Genomic DNA, 14,423 nt, shown 5'->3' with positions numbered 1-14,423 from the left:
TGGTCAGTGCCCGTCCGCCTCGCCTACGCGCCCGATGGCCACATGCACATCGCGGTCCTGGTCCACGGCCACAAGGATGGCTGCTCCGGATCCGCGAACACGGCGTCACCGGCTACATCCTGGCCGGCGACGACCCCACCGCCATCCAGCAGTTCGGCGAAGAGGTCGCACCCGGCGTACAAGAGCTGGTCGCGAATTCCCGAAGCTGACCGGGCAGTGACGTGACCTTTCAGGCGGCCCCCGAGTTCGGCTGCGGCAGGCATGTCGAGAAGTTCTGCCATCACTACTGGTCACGCCCCCCCCACGCCCGAGAGCTGTGCATGTCATCGGTGGGCAAATTCCGGACAAAGTCATCTCGAAAAGCAGATCATGACCAGCCATATCGATCGACATTGGGCTGTGACGTCCTGCGGACAGCCACTTCGATGGTCGGCCGTCCTTGGCGTCGTCGACTTCGAGCGCCGAACCCCCCTCCCCAACCGAGACGGTTCCCATGACTGCATCAGCCACCTCGCCTCGGGCAGGGACGGAAGCGGACCAGCCTGCACCCCCGCTTCTGAGCCCCCGCGAGCGCACCGTCATCTTCATCACCATCGCCGCGGGCATGCTGCTGGCCTCACTCGACCAGACGATCGTCGGCACGGCCCTGCCGACGATCGTCGCGGACCTGGGCGGTGGTTCGCACATGTCCTGGGTGGTGACCTCCTATCTGCTGGCGCAGACCGTCTCGACCGTGCTCGTCGGCAAGTTCGGTGACATGTACGGCCGCAAGACCGTCTTCGCCGTGTCGACGATCGTCTTCATCACGGGCTCGTTCCTCTGCGGCCTCTCAGGCGGCATGACGATGCTCATCGCCTCCCGGGCGGTGCAGGGAATCGGCGCGGGTGGACTGATGGTCACCGCCACGGCCCTCATCGCGGACGTCATCCCACTGCGCGAGCGCGGCAAGTACCAGGGTGCGATGGGCGCCGTGTTCGGTGTCTCCACCGTGCTCGGCCCGCTGCTCGGCGGCTTCTTCACCGACAACCTCTCCTGGCGCTGGTGCTTCTACGTCAACGTGCCGGTCGCCTTCGTCGTCGTCATCATGACGATGAAGAACATTCCGCAGGTCAAGGCGGTCGTGAAACCGATAGTCGACTACCTGGGGATCGCGTTCGTCGCGCTCGGCGCGAGCGCCCTGATTCTGGCGACCAGTTGGGGCGGCAGCGAGTACGCGTGGTCGTCCCCGCTCATCGTCGGCCTGTTCGCGGGCGGACTGCTGTCGCTGGTGCTGTTCTGCCTGGTGGAGATCAAGGCCGCGGAACCCATGCTTCCCATGCGCCTGTTCAAGAACCCCGTCTTCACGGTCTGCGCCGTCCTGTCCTTCATCGTGGGTTTCGCGATGCTGGGTGCGATGACGTATCTGCCGTCGTTCCTGCAGTACGTGAACGGCGCCGACGCGACGTTTTCCGGGATACGCACGCTGCCCATGGTGATCGGTCTGATGGCTACGTCGCTGTACAGCGGCAATGTCGTGGGCAAGACCGGCCGGTATCGTGTGTTTCCCATCGTGGGCACGCTGGTGACCGCGGTCGGACTGTACTTGCTGTCGCTGATGGACCGGTCGACCTCCACCTGGCTGGAGTCGGTGTTCATGCTGGTCCTCGGTGCCGGTCTCGGCCTGAGCATGCAGATTCTGACGATCGTCGTTCAGAACACCGTCGACTACAAGGACCTCGGCACCGCGACCTCCGGCGTGACCTTCCTGCGCACGCTCGGCAGCGCCTTCGGTACCGCCGTCTTCGGCACCATCTACGCCAACTCCCTCGAGTCGGATCTCGCGCACGGCATCCGGCAGGCGGTCGCGACGGGCGCGGCTCCTGCGGAACAGATCGCCCGAGCGGCCCAGTCCCCGCAGGCCCTGCACCAACTCCCGGACGCCGCCGCCCTTCCCGTCATCGACGCCTACGCCCACTCCATGGGCAGGATCTTCCTGTGGACGGTGCCCGTGGCCCTGCTCGGGTTCGTCGTGGCGCTCTTCCTTCGCCAGGTCACCCTGCGCGACAGTGCCCGGATGGCCTCCACCGACCTCGACGGCGCGTTCGGAGCCCCGGTCGACGGCGTCCGCGTTCCTCTGGAGCGGCAGATCTCCGCCCTGCTACGAAAGGCGGGCCGCATGCCGTACGCGGACGCACTCGCCCTGACCGGCTCCCGGCTGGACCCGGGGCGTGCGTGGACCGTCATGCAGGTCGCCCTCTGGACGAGGTTGGTGGGCTACTCCAAGCTCAGCCTGATCGCTTCCCGCCATCACATGCCCGAACAGGTCCTGCAGCCGGCCTTCGACGCGGCGATCCGCAGTGGGGACGTCAGCCGGGAAGGGAACTTCTACTCGCTCACCGCGCAGGGGGACGAGCAGGCTCATGCCATCGCGCAGGGCTGGGAGAACTGGCTGGCGGACCACCTCGAACGCGACCAGGGCCGCCCTGCCACTCCGGAATTGCGCGCGGCCCTCGACTCGATCGCCAAGCGGTTGCTCGCCGAAGACCTTGCCGAGGGCCCTGCACCGGCACGGATCGGCGGCGACACGACCCGGGAGGCCACGGCGCCAGCCTGATACATGCTCCATTCACCTTGCGGTCCCCCGGCCGGAAGCAACTCGAAGCCACCCGAACACGGAGGTGATCGGGCATCCGGTGGAACAGCCGGCCCGGCATCGGAACAGGCTGCAGTCGGGTTTGCTCAGGCGGTTCGGAGGGGTGCCAGGGCGTTGCTCCAGGCGGCGACCTGGTCGAGCATGGTGGCGACGGCCTGGACGTTGTATTCGCCGGGCTTGAGGACGGTGAAGTTCTCGAACTCGAACGTTCAGGTCGTGTGGGGGAGGCGGGCAGCGGGGATCACACCCAAGCGCCCCGCTTGGTAGTCCTCGAAGGCCTGCTGCACCTCTTCGCGGGTGTTCATCACAAAAGGGCCGTACTGGAAGACGGGTTCGCGGATCGGGAGGCCGCCCAGCACGAAGAGCTCCAGCTTGGGGGAGCGGGACTCCTGGGCGCGGTCGGCGGTCAGGCGCAGCGCGTCACCCGAGCCGAGGACGGCGAGCCGACCCTCCTGGATGGGGCGGGCTTCGGCGCCGACCGTGCCGTGCCCTGCCAGCGCGTAGACCAGTGCGCTGTAAGTCGGGTCCCACGGGAGGTCGACCTGGGCGCCGGGTTCGATGGTGAGGTGGGCGACGGTGACCGGGGTGTGGGTGATGCCGGGGCCGGTGTGTCCGGCGATGTCGCCGGCGATCACGCGGATGAGCGCGCCGCCGTCGGGGGTGGTGATCAGCCCGGTGTGCTTGCCGCGGATGTCCTGGTAGCGCGGGGGGCTCATCTTCTTGGCGCGGGGCAGGTTGACCCACAGCTGCACACCGTGGACCACCCCACCGTTTTGGACCAGCCGCTCCGGAGGCTGCTCGATGTGCAGGATTCCGGAGCCTGCGGTCATCCACTGGGTGTCACCGTCGGTGATGAGGCCGCCGCCTCCGTTGGAGTCCTGGTGCTCCAGGGCTCCGTCGATGAGGTAGGTGACGGTCTCGAAGCCGCGGTGCGGATGCCAGGGGGTGCCCATGGGCTCGCCCGGGGCCTGCTCGACCTTGCCGACGTGGTCCATGTGGATGAACGGGTCGAGCTCGGCCGCCGGCACTCCGGCGAAGGCGCGGCGGACGGGGAAGCCCTCGCCCTCGAAGCCCTGCTCGGCGGTCGTCAGGCGGCGGACGGGCCGGAAGGCGGTGCCGGCCGGGTCAAGTTCTGGCAGGCGCGGCAGGACCAGCACGTCGTCAACGGTGATAGCAGGCATGAGAGTTTCCCTTCTCGGCAGGTCAGAAGGCGTGCGGACCGAAGCGGCCCCAGGCCACGAAGACGGTCAGGGCCAGCAGGACGACGTTGACGACGACCGACTGGGCCTCCCCGCGCCGGCTGTGCGTGATGCCGGCGCCGAACATGGTCAGTGCCAGGCCGGAGGCGGCCAGCGGAACGAGGTCCGGAGCGATGTCCACCGCCGCGGGCAGAATCAGCCCGAGTGCTGCGAGTACCTCCAGGCCGCCTATCGTCTTGATCATCGCCGGGGAGAAGTCCTCGGCCCAGCCCATGGAGGAGGATGCGACGAGCTTCTCCTTGGGCTGGGCGAGCTTGGCAGCACCGGCCCCCAGGAACACCAGGGCGAGCAGGGCCGCGACAGCCCACAGAGCGACGTTCACAGGTACCTCTTGTGATCAGGTGGCGGTTCCGACATTGCGGTTCCGTGCGAGTTGATTGATGTGTCATCTAAGCTAAACGAATCTAGATGACATATCAAGCAGACGGCCGGCGTGACCCCGGAGTGAGTACGGACGACACTGGGCCTGCAGTCCTCTTCCACCGCCTGCTCACCCGGCACCCGCAGGGCGACTGTGCACGCCCGTCCTGTTCTCGGCCGCAAGCAAGTGCCGGTGGCGCAGGCCAACAACGTCTATGTTTTTCCGGCGGTCGGGCTGGCGGTGGCTGCTTGTCGGGCGTCGCGGGTGACTGACCGGATGATGGTGGCGGCGGCGCGGGCTGTGGGGGAGTGCGCGGTGCGGGCGGGTGTGGAGGGGGCGACTCCATTGCTGCCGCCGCTGGTGGGTATGCGGGACGCGGCCCGCGAGATCGCGTTGGCTGTGGCCAGGGCTGCGGTGGAGGATGGTGTGGCGCCCGGGCTACGGAGGCCGAGCTGCGCGAAGCGATCGGTATCTGGGTGATCCGTCAACTCCTTTACACTCGCTTGTATGGATGAAGAGGTGCGGTGGTTGACGGCGGAGGAGCAGCACGCCTGGCGGAGTTTTGTTCGGTTGCATGAGCGGCTGGGGGGTCGTCTGTCGCGTTTGCTGCAGAGTGAGTCGAAGTTGTCGGCTGCGGATTTCGGGGTGCTGGTGAGTCTGACGGATGTGCCGGAGGGGCGGCAGCGTTATCAGGATCTGGCGCGGGCGCTGGAGTGGGAGAAGAGCCGTATGTCTCACCACATCGCGCGGATGGCGGGGCGGGGGCTGGTGATCCGTGAGGAGTGTCCCGAGGATGCGCGGGGAGCGTTCGTGGTGATCACGGATGCCGGGCGGGTGGCGATCGAGGCGGCGGCTCCGTTGCATGTGCAGGCGGTGCGAGAGCTGTTCCTGGATCATGTCACCCCGGCGGAGTTGCGGGCGCTGGCCGACATCTCCGACCGAGTGGTGGCGAAGCTGGACGAGGACCCGGCCTGACCTGCCGATCGCGCAGCACGCGTCGGTCTCGCAGGTGACCTGGCGGCCGGTGCCGGCCGCGACCCGTGCGGCGGCACCGGCCACCTCCGGCCGGAATCCCTTCGTGAAGGAGCCGACGAACAGGACGACATCGGTACCTCCCGCGTCGCCGCCGAAGTCCGCCAGCTCCTTGCCCAGCCTGTGCAAGTAGTGGGAGAAGAACTCGGATTTGTACGTCGCCATGTCGACGCCCGCGGGGAAGTCGAGCGAGCACGCCTTGCACGCCAGGCAAAGGTCGAGAGCCGCGCGGACGTCGTCCATGGGGCCAGTCCCCGTCCGAACGCTACCGAGTGACCTGTATCCCTGCTTTCGGTAGACGCACCAGCCATCAGCCCAGCCCTCGGTCTTCCACCAGTGTCTGCCGCCTTGCACGGATGCCTAGGCTGGAGAGCCAGAGGCCGTGACAACGGAGCGTGATCATGCCGACGCATCTGACCCACTGGGGAGCTTTCGAAGCGGAGACGGACGGACGGTCACTGAGCTCCGTCCGGCCGTGGTCAGGCGATCCTGATCCGCGCGACCTCATCCACAACGTGCCGTCCGCCCAGCACCACCCGACGCGGGTGCTCCGGCCGGCCGTCCGCCTCGGCTGGCTGGAGAACGGCCCCGGCAGCGGCGCGGGCCGCGGCACCGAACCCTTCGTCGAGGTGTCGTGGGAGCGGGCCATCGACCTGGTGAGCGGCGAACTCGGGCGCGTCTATGCCGAGCACGGCCCGTCCGCGGTGTACGGGGGATCGTACGGCTGGGCCAGTGCGGGCCGGTTCCATCACGCCCAGAGTCAGATCCACCGGTTCCTCAACACCCTCGGCGGATACGTCGCCGGATGGAGCGACTACAGCTACGGCGCCTCCGGGATCCTGCTCCCGCACGTGGTGGGCAACGCCGGCGCCATCATGGCGGGTGCCACCTCCTGGGACGTGATCAGCCGGACCACCGACCTGTTCCTCTCCTTCGGCGGCCTGTCCGAGAAGAACAGCGGTATCAGCTCCGGCGGGATCGGCCGGCATCCCGCCAGGGATGCGATCCAGCGGGCGGTGGCCCGAGGATGCCGCTTCGTCGACATCACGCCGATCGCGGACGACACGTATGCCGAGGCCAAGGCCGAGTGGATCGCGCCCCTGCCCGGCAGCGACGCCGCCCTGATGCTGGCCCTCGCGTTCGTGCTGGACGCCGAGGACCTCGCCGACCGTGCCTTCCTCTCCACACACTGCGTCGGGTTCGATCAGTTCCTGCCATACGTACGCGGCACGGTCGACGGCGTCCCGAAGGCCCCTGCCTGGGCGGAGCGCCTGACCGGCGTCCCCGCCGATCGGATCGTGCGCCTCGCCCGCGAAATGGCCGCATCGCGAACGATGATCAACCTCAGCTGGTCCCTTCAGCGCCAGCAGCACGGAGAGCAGCCCATCTGGCTCGGGGTGACCCTGGCGGCGATGCTCGGACAGATCGGGCTGCCGGGCGGTGGTTTCCAGCACGGCTACGGAGCGACGGCCGACGTGGGGCTCCCCAAGCGGGTGGCCAGTGCTCCCTCGCTCCCGCAGGGACGCAATGCCGAGACGTCGGGCATCCCTGTGGCGAGGATCTCGGACATGTTGCTCACGCCGGGCCGCGAGATCGATTTCGACGGGCGGCGCATCACTCTTCCGAAGATCGAGTTGGTCTACTGGGCGGGAGGGAACCCCTTCCACCATCACCAGGACCTGGCCCGCCTGCGCCGGGCGTTCATGAAGCCCGCCACTGTCGTCGTCCACGAGCAGTTCTGGACCAGCACGGCACGGCACGCCGACATCGTGCTCCCGGCGACGATGACGATCGAGCGCGACGACTACGGCGCCGGCCGCAACGACCCGGCCTTCTTCCCGATGCCCGCCCTCACGGAGCCGGCCGGTGAGGCCCGGGACGACTACGCGATCTTCTCCGCCCTCGCGGAGAGGCTCGGCCGGGGGGCGAGCTTCAGCGAAGGCCGAGATGTCATGGGATGGCTTCGCCATCTGTACGACGCGTGGCGGAGCAGGCTCGTGGAGCTTGACATCGAGGTTGTCGACTTCGACACGTTCTGGAGCAGCGAGAACATCTCGATCCCCGTCATCGACAAGGATCAGGTGTTGTTCTCGGAGTTCCGGCGTGACCCCGGCGCGAGTCCGCTGCCCACGGCCAGCGGAAAGATCGAGATCTATTCGTCGACTATCGCCGGGTTCGGCTACGCCGACTGCCCCGGCCACCCCGTCTGGATCGCTCCTGCCGAATGGCTCGGCAGTTCCGGCGCCCACCAGCTGCACCTGATCGCGAACCAGCCCAAGACCCGGTTGCACAGTCAGCTCGACATCGGTGACACGAGTCAGAAGGCGAAGGTCGCGGGGCGGGAGCCGCTCCGGATGCATCCCGAGGACGCGGCAGCTCGCGGCCTGTCGGACGGCGATGTCGTGCTGCTCCACAACGAGCGCGGGAGTTGCCTGGCCGGCCTGGTGGTGTCGGACGCGGTCCGGCGCGGCGTGGTCCAGCTCTCAGCGGGCGCGTGGTACGACCCCGATCCTGACGCCCCGTCCTTCTGCCGCCACGGCAACCCGAACGTACTGACCGCGGACCGGCCGGCGTCGAGCCTGTCCCAGGCCACGACGGCGCAGCACGCGCTCGTGGAAGTCGAGAAGTGGCGGGGTGAGGCCCCGGAGGTGAGCGTGACAACCCGGCCGCCCCGGCTTCTGGACGATCTGTCCCGGTGAACCAACGAGGCTCCCGAGCCGATGAGTTGAGACGTCAACGCCTCAACTCATCGGCTCGGGAGCCTCGTTTGTGTCGTGCCCGTCGGTCCCGTCAGACGACAGGAAGCGTGACGAACGACTGAGCGTCCCCGCCGACTTGGAGAACCTGGGACGCCACGCGCATCTCACCCGTGCGCACACCGTCGGCGGTGTTCAGGTTGCGGTCCCACCGCGGGAAACAACTCGACGTCACCTGAACCCGGATGCGGTGTCCCCTCTTGAACAGCATGCTCGTGGACCACAGGTCGACCTCGACGGTGGACGCTTCGCCGGGGACGGTCGCGACGCGGGTGATGCCGTCGACGACGTTGTAGGAGCGGCCGTCGGGGTGGACGTCGCACAGGCGCACGACCCAGTCGGTCGTGGGGCCGTCGGTCGCCGCCGTCAGGGACGCGGTGATCCGCCCCGTCACCTCGACGTCATCGGTGAGTACGTCGGTGGTGAAGACGAGGACGTCGTCGCGCTCCTCCACGACGCGCTGGTCGAAGGAACCCGACGGCGGATACGGCATGACGGTGGCGCCGCCGACGGTCGGCACGGGGTTCTGCGGGTCGTACGTGAAGGTGAGCGTTCCCGGGGCCGCCTCGCCGTCGGCGGTCAGCCTGCCGTCGGTGCCGAGCTGGAAGAGCGTGTCGACCGCGCGGCTCAGCGGCCACTCGGGCTCGGAACGCCACTCGCCCGCGCCCATGACGTAGATCTTTACGGGCAGGTCGTCGTTCGGGGCCTCGCCCGTGGTCAGACACGCGTGCAGCCAGTCGAAGGTCAGGCCGAGGATGGACGTGGAGAAATCGATGGCGGCACCGTGTCCCGCCACACCGAAGTTGATGTCGCCCTGCATCCCGGTCTGGGCGATGTGGTTCCAGGGCCCGACCACCAGCTTGGCCCCTGTCCGCTGCGCCGCAGCCGTGTAGTTGTCGATCGTGCCCTGGACGAACAGGTCGTACCAGCCGGCCACATGCAGACTGGGCACCGTGACGTTCTCCTGGTGCGGAGGCACATCACCGGCGGCCATGGACGCGCGGTCCGCGAGGTTCGGCAGATCCCATCGGGCGACGACGGGATCCGTGCCGGTGGGAAGTTCGTGATACGTCGGCCCGGGGATGCCGTCGAAGGCGGCGGCGAGCGCGGCCACCTGCTTCATCAGCTCCTCCTCGTTGTCGGCACAGCGACGAACGAGCACGTCGAAGCCCGTCCCCAGCGCCCAGCTGCGCACAAGGCCGAGCTCATACGCGCCACCGCGGAACGCCAGGCCGTTGTCGGTCTCGCGGAAGGTCAGCGAGGGCGCGATCGCTTTGAGCGCCGCGGGCCGCAGACCCGCCGCCTGCCACTGCACGTTGCCCAGATAGCTGATGCCCCACATGCCCACCGCGCCGCTGGAGCCGGGCAGTTGCGCGGCCCACTCGATGGTGTCGGCGCCGTCGGTCGCCTCGTTGACGAGCGGCACGAACTCGCCCTCGGAGGCGAACCGCCCGCGTACGTCCTGGACCACGGCGATGAGTCCGCGCCGCGCGGCCAGTACAGGGTCCAGGAATTGCAGCTCGTAGTTGTCCGTCTTGTCGTACGGCGTCCGGGAGACGATGACAGGCCACGGTCCCGGTCCTTCCGGACGGTAGACGTCCGCCCGCAGAACGACACCGTCGCGCATCGGGACCGGCACGTCGTACTCGATCGTCACGCCTGCCATTGCTCTCCTCCTACTGCTGTGTCTATACGTGGCGATCGGCCGAGGTTGACGCGACGGCGTCGGACTAGTCGACGTCCGTGACCTTCTGGAGATGGTCGAGGGCGTCGACGTACTCGTTGAGCAGCCGCGTGATCTCGGACTTGACGGTGGTGTGGCCCTTCATGTCACCGACCACCTGGCCCACGGCGTATGTCCAGTAGTCGAGATCGCGTGCGTGCTCAGCCCGCTTGTAGGAGTAGCCGTTCAGGATCGACTGCATCGGCCAGGACAGCGGCGCGGGAGCGGTGGGAGCCTGCCAGGCGTCGATGTACTTCGTACGCAGCATCCGCCCCGGCTTGCCGGTCATGACCCGCGCCAGGAGGGCGTCCTCCGACTCGGCGGCGAAGAGCTTCTCCCGCATTTCCAGGCTGAGTTCGCTCTCCGCGGTCCCGAGCCACAGCGACCCGGTCCACACGCCCTGACAGCCCAGGGACAGCGCGGCGAGGATGTGCGAGCCGCGGGACACACCGCCGGCGGCCAGCACCGGCACGCCGGCCGCCGCCTCCACGACCTGCGGCCACAGCACCATCGACGCCACGGTACCGACGCTGCCGCCCGCCTCCGTGCCCTGCGCGACGATGAGGTCGACCCCCGCCTCGCGCTGCTTGACCGCGTGCCGTGCGGTGCCGACGAGCGCACCGACCTGGACGCTTCGGGCGTGCGCCGCCTTCACCACCCAGTCCGGCGTGACACCAAGGGCGCCGACGACCAGGCTCACCGAGCTCCGGGCCAGTGTCACCTCGAGCTGGTCACGGCTCTTCTTGTTGGTCATCGCCATCTTCCTGGCGTTCTCGACCATGTAGGCGTCGCGGTCCTCGGGAGTGAGGTCGTTCAGCCCGCCGTCGTCCAGCATGTCCTTCACGAACGCCAGGTAGCGGTCCGGGATCGAGGCCAGGTACTCCTCGGGAGTCTTCTCGTCGTCCATCGCCGTGCCGGGGAAGACCAGGTCCACGCCGAAGGGCTTGCCGTCGACCTCCCGCTCGAGCCACTCGATCGACATGTCGAGTTCTTCGGGAGTCATCCATGCGGCGCCGAGCACGCCCATGCCTCCGGCCTTCGTGACGGCCGCGACGACGTCACGGCAGTGGGAGAAGGCGAAGAGGGGGAGCTCGATGCCGAGGCTGTCGGTCACATCGGTTTTCATCGGGAGACCTTCTCGTGGCGGTAGAAGTCGACGTGTTCGGGAGCCAGCGGCTCCTTGCCCAGGATCAGGTCCGCGGCCTTCTCGGCGATCATCATGACCGGGGCGTAGAGATTCGCGTTGGGAATGACGGGCATCACCGAGGCGTCCACGACGCGAATCCCGTCCAGACCGTGAACCCGCATGGTCTGCGGATCGACCACGGCCTCGTCATCGGTGCCCATCTTGGCCGTGCCGCAGGGGTGGTACGTCGTCTCGGCGTCGCGGGCCACCCACGCGAGGATCTCCTCGTCGGTCCTGACGTCGGGTCCTGGTGAGAGCTCGCCGCCGTTGAACGGCGCGAACGCGGGCTGGTTCAGCAGATCCCGCGTGACGCGGACACCGTCGATCCAGTCCCGGCGGTCCTGCTCGGTCGACAGATAGTTGAAGGTGAGGACCGGTGCCTGGAGGGGATCGTTCGCGCGCAGCTTCACATGCCCCTTCGACTGGGGCGTCTGCGGACCGAGGTTGATCTGGTAGGCGTGCTCCGTCGGCGCGGGCGTACCGTCGTTGCGCACTCCCAGGGCGAGCATCGTCAGCATCTGGTTCGGCATCGGCACGTCGTCGTTCGAGCGGACGAACCCGCCGGCCTCGAAGTGATTGGTGGCGGCCGGACCCTCACGCTTCAGCAGCCACTTGGCCCCGATGCCCGGCCATGACTTCATCTTGAGGATGCCGGCCATCGAGACCGGCTGCGTACAGGCGTACATGACGAACGCTTCGAGGTGGTCCTGCATGTTCTCGCCGACCCCGGGCAGGTCCTCGATCACCTCGATGCCGAGTCGGCTCAGCTCCTTGCCGTTGCCCACACCGGAAAGTTGAAGGAGCTGGGGCGAGTTGAACGCTCCGCCGCAGAGGATGATCTCCTTGCCGTGGACGACCGTCCTGCCGTCCCGCCGCGAGGCGAGTTCGACGCCGACCGCGCGCTTGCCTTTGAACACGACACGGCTCACGAGCGCGCCGGTCATCACATCCAGGTTCTTCCGGTCGCGGATGGGCGCGAAGTACGTGCGGGCCGCGTCGTAACGCTCGCCGTTCTCGATGTTGCAGTCGAAGGGTGCGAACCCCTCCTGGCGGTAGCCGTTGACGTCGTCGACCACTTCGTGGCCGGCCTGGCGCGCGGCTTCGAAGAGTGCGCCGAACAGCGGGTTCTGGGCCTTGTGCCGGTGGACCGGGATGGGTCCGGAATGGCCGCGGTAGACACCGCGCGGATCACTGCCGACGAGGCGTTCGAGTCGCTTGAAGTAGGGCAGGGTGTGGGCGTAGCTCCAGGTCTCCATGCCCGCAGCCGCGGCCCAGTCCTCGTAGACGAGGGGGTTGGCACGCTGGAAGAACATGCCGTTCATGGAGCTGGAGCCGCCCATGAGCTTGCCCCGGTAGTGCGCGATCCTCCGGTTGCCCAGCATGGGCTCGGGCTCGGACTTGTACTGCCAGTCGTAGAGCTTGTGGCCCATGACGAAGAGGAATGCGGCCGGCACCCGCACGGGGTAGTCGAATCTGGAGTGTCGCCGACCGGCCTCCAGGACCAGGACCCGACTACGGCCGTCGGCCGTCAGACGGTTGGCGAGCACACAGCCGGCCGAACCGCCGCCGACGATGATGTAGTCGTAGCCGTCGTGTTTCATGAGACGTCCTCCTTCTCAGGTTCCTGTGTCTTGCCGGTCAAGCCAGGTCAGCGAGCAGCGCCGCGACGTCTTTCCGGTTGAGCTTTCCGGTGGTCGCGTTGACGGGGAGGGCGTCGACCACGACGAAGGCGCTCGGCACCTTGTAGGAGGAGAGCCTCGCCTTGCAGTACGCCCGCAGTTCGGCCTCGTCCACACCCGACGCGGCACTGGGGACGACGGCGGCGACCACCCGCTGGCCGTAGATCTCGTCGGGCAGGCCCACGACGGCGGCTTGGCCGACCGCCTCGTGCTCGTTGAGGACACGTTCGATCTCCGAAGGGGAGATGTTGGTGCCCCCGCGGATGATGAGGTCCGACAGCCGCCCGACGACGTACACATAACCGTCCTCGTCGACTCTGACCAGGTCTTTCGTCCGGTACCAGCCGTCGTCCGTGAGCGCTTCGCGTGTCAGCTGCTCGTCCCGCCAGTACCCCAGCATCAGGCCGGGGCCGCTCGAATACGCCTCGCCGACTTCGCCGGGCGGGGCTTCGGCTCCCTCGGGGCCGAGGATCCTGAGCCGGGAGCGGGGAACGAGCTTCCCGGCCGAGCCCGGCCTGGGAACAGGGTCCGTGTAGGGGTCGTAGGTGACGAGGGGAAGACACTCCGACGCGCAGTACGCGTCGAGCACCGAGACACCGGTCAGGGCCGTCCAGCGGTCGAACACCGCCTCGTTGCGCGGCTCACCCCCCGAGATGCACAGACGGAGCGACTCGAACGCGCGCGTACCCGGGGCCGGGTCTCCCACGTGCTGGACGAGCTTGGCGAACGTGGCCGTGACGCCGGCCACGAACGTCGCCCGGTACCGCTCGATCGCCGGAGCGATGAACTCAGGACGCGCCCGCCGTACGACGATGACGGTGCCGCCGCGCAGGAGCACCGCGAGCGAGGTGCTCGCGAGGCCGTACAGCCACGCCATCGGCAGGCAGATGATCGCCCTGTCGTCGGGGGAGAGGTGCCAGACCTCGCCGTAGGTGTCCGCGCAGTTGAAGATCGCGGTGGCGGACACCATGATCGCCTTCGGTCGGCTCGTCGTGCCAGAAGAGAAGCAGATCAGGGACAGCGGCTCCCGCAGGTTCCCGGGGTTGGGGGAGTGGTCCTCACGGACTCCGGCAACGCCGAAGGACGTGATGTCCACGACGGGGGTTCCGGGCGCGCCGGCCTCGACGGCCTCGCGATCGACTCCTTCGGAGACGACGATCAGCGAGGGGTCGCTCGTCTCGATGGCGTAACGCATGTCGCCCGAGCCCGATGAGGGGTAGACGGTGACGAGGACGCCACCCGCGCGCCACACGGCGAGAGCGGTCATCAGATACTCAGCCGAGCTCTCGGCGACCAGGGCCACCCGGTAACCGGGGTCGAGGCCGGCTTCGAGCAACGTCGTCGTCCGGAGCTCGACCGCCGCTTGCAGATCGCGGTAGGTGATCGTCGCGTCGTTGTCGATCACAGCGGCGCGGTCGGGGTGCTCGCGAGCGATGCGCTCGAAGGCCGACACGCAGTCGCCACGCACGGTGGCCGGCGAGAACGCCATCCATAGCTCCAGTTCCTTGATCGGCGAGGCTGCGCAAGAGCCTCCCGAGTGAGTGGTCGGGCGCCAGGTGATGGGCCACAACGTAGGCGGCGGGGCCACCGGAGGTAATTGGAAATCCTCACTGGCTCCGGCGCTCCGGCCCGTAGAAACTCCGGTGGGATCACGCCTGCAGTCCCGCGGTGGCCACCCATTGTGGAGCTTCTGATGGACTGCTCCGATCCTCTGGGAAGTTCCAATGCGGTCCGGAGGTCGGCGGAGAGATAGTTCCGAAGGATGATCAGACAACCGGTTACATGCCGAACCGAC

At 67.9% G+C, this 14,423-nt stretch carries 10 protein-coding genes; 4 read left to right on the top strand and 6 right to left on the bottom strand.

Features of this window, described 5'->3' with window-relative positions:
• The first annotated feature begins 493 nt into the window (after positions 1-493).
• A complete protein-coding gene (locus ACFYO2_RS41695; protein WP_388360507.1) occupies positions 494-2,593 on the top strand; it encodes an MDR family MFS transporter in 2,100 nt (699 codons plus the stop codon).
• A gap of 248 nt (positions 2,594-2,841) precedes the next feature.
• On the opposite strand, the gene ACFYO2_RS41690 is transcribed toward ACFYO2_RS41695, so the two are convergent.
• Together ACFYO2_RS41690 and ACFYO2_RS41685 are read right to left on the bottom strand one after the other, a co-directional pair.
• A complete protein-coding gene (locus ACFYO2_RS41690) occupies positions 2,842-3,813 on the bottom strand; it encodes a pirin family protein (RefSeq protein ID WP_388360504.1) in 972 nt (323 codons plus the stop codon).
• Positions 3,814-3,835: 22 nt separating this feature from the next.
• Positions 3,836-4,213 carry a DoxX family protein gene (locus ACFYO2_RS41685; protein WP_388360501.1) on the bottom strand — a complete coding sequence of 126 codons (378 nt, stop codon included), beginning with the start codon at positions 4,211-4,213 and terminating at the stop codon, positions 3,836-3,838.
• A 192-nt stretch (positions 4,214-4,405) separates the two neighbouring features.
• Here ACFYO2_RS41685 and ACFYO2_RS41680 point away from each other — a divergent pair, with 192 nt between their 5' ends.
• From ACFYO2_RS41680 to ACFYO2_RS41670, 3 genes are all read left to right on the top strand, one after another.
• Positions 4,406-4,732 carry a malic enzyme-like NAD(P)-binding protein gene (locus ACFYO2_RS41680; protein WP_388360498.1) on the top strand — a complete coding sequence of 109 codons (327 nt, stop codon included), beginning with the start codon at positions 4,406-4,408 and terminating at the stop codon, positions 4,730-4,732.
• 27 nt (positions 4,733-4,759) lie between these two features.
• Positions 4,760-5,227 carry a MarR family winged helix-turn-helix transcriptional regulator gene (locus ACFYO2_RS41675; protein WP_388360496.1) on the top strand — a complete coding sequence of 156 codons (468 nt, stop codon included), beginning with the start codon at positions 4,760-4,762 and terminating at the stop codon, positions 5,225-5,227.
• Positions 5,228-5,685: 458 nt separating this feature from the next.
• Complete coding sequence (locus ACFYO2_RS41670) at positions 5,686-7,983, top strand: molybdopterin-dependent oxidoreductase (RefSeq protein ID WP_388360492.1); 2,298 nt, start codon at positions 5,686-5,688, stop codon at positions 7,981-7,983.
• Between the two features lie 91 nt (positions 7,984-8,074).
• Here ACFYO2_RS41670 and ACFYO2_RS41665 read toward each other — a convergent pair whose 3' ends face one another.
• The 4 genes from ACFYO2_RS41665 to ACFYO2_RS41650 form a co-directional block, all read right to left on the bottom strand.
• Positions 8,075-9,706, bottom strand: coding sequence for a CocE/NonD family hydrolase (locus tag ACFYO2_RS41665; protein WP_388360490.1), 1,632 nt, complete (start codon positions 9,704-9,706; stop codon positions 8,075-8,077).
• 64 nt (positions 9,707-9,770) lie between these two features.
• Positions 9,771-10,889 carry a nitronate monooxygenase gene (locus tag ACFYO2_RS41660; protein WP_388360487.1) on the bottom strand — a complete coding sequence of 373 codons (1,119 nt, stop codon included), beginning with the start codon at positions 10,887-10,889 and terminating at the stop codon, positions 9,771-9,773.
• Positions 10,886-12,550, bottom strand: coding sequence for a choline dehydrogenase (locus tag ACFYO2_RS41655; RefSeq protein ID WP_388360484.1), 1,665 nt, complete (start codon positions 12,548-12,550; stop codon positions 10,886-10,888). The genes ACFYO2_RS41660 and ACFYO2_RS41655 overlap by 4 nt, the downstream gene beginning before the upstream one ends.
• Before the next feature lie 37 nt (positions 12,551-12,587).
• Positions 12,588-14,117, bottom strand: a complete 1,530-nt coding sequence (locus ACFYO2_RS41650; RefSeq protein ID WP_388360482.1) for a class I adenylate-forming enzyme family protein — start codon at positions 14,115-14,117, stop codon at positions 12,588-12,590.
• Between the last annotated feature and the right edge of the window lie 306 nt (positions 14,118-14,423).

The sequence above is a fragment of the Streptomyces sp. NPDC006602 genome (genome assembly GCF_042870385.1).
Taxonomy (GTDB): Bacteria; Actinomycetota; Actinomycetes; order Streptomycetales; family Streptomycetaceae; genus Streptomyces.
Note: the sequence above shows the minus strand (reverse complement) of the source record. Positions and strands in the feature narration are given on the sequence as shown.

Excerpts from the sequence above, each read along its gene's own strand:
- ACFYO2_RS41690 (WP_388360504.1), bottom strand. The coding sequence starts at position 3,813 with ATGCCTGCTATCACCGTTGACGACGTGCTGGTCCTGCCGCGCCTGCCA.
- ACFYO2_RS41675 (WP_388360496.1), top strand. The coding sequence starts at position 4,760 with ATGGATGAAGAGGTGCGGTGGTTGACGGCGGAGGAGCAGCACGCCTGG.
- ACFYO2_RS41655 (WP_388360484.1), bottom strand. The coding sequence starts at position 12,550 with ATGAAACACGACGGCTACGACTACATCATCGTCGGCGGCGGTTCGGCC.
- ACFYO2_RS41670 (WP_388360492.1), top strand. The coding sequence starts at position 5,686 with ATGCCGACGCATCTGACCCACTGGGGAGCTTTCGAAGCGGAGACGGAC.
- ACFYO2_RS41665 (WP_388360490.1), bottom strand. The coding sequence starts at position 9,706 with ATGGCAGGCGTGACGATCGAGTACGACGTGCCGGTCCCGATGCGCGAC.
- ACFYO2_RS41650 (WP_388360482.1), bottom strand. The coding sequence starts at position 14,117 with ATGGCGTTCTCGCCGGCCACCGTGCGTGGCGACTGCGTGTCGGCCTTC.
- ACFYO2_RS41695 (WP_388360507.1), top strand. The coding sequence starts at position 494 with ATGACTGCATCAGCCACCTCGCCTCGGGCAGGGACGGAAGCGGACCAG.
- ACFYO2_RS41660 (WP_388360487.1), bottom strand. The coding sequence starts at position 10,889 with ATGAAAACCGATGTGACCGACAGCCTCGGCATCGAGCTCCCCCTCTTC.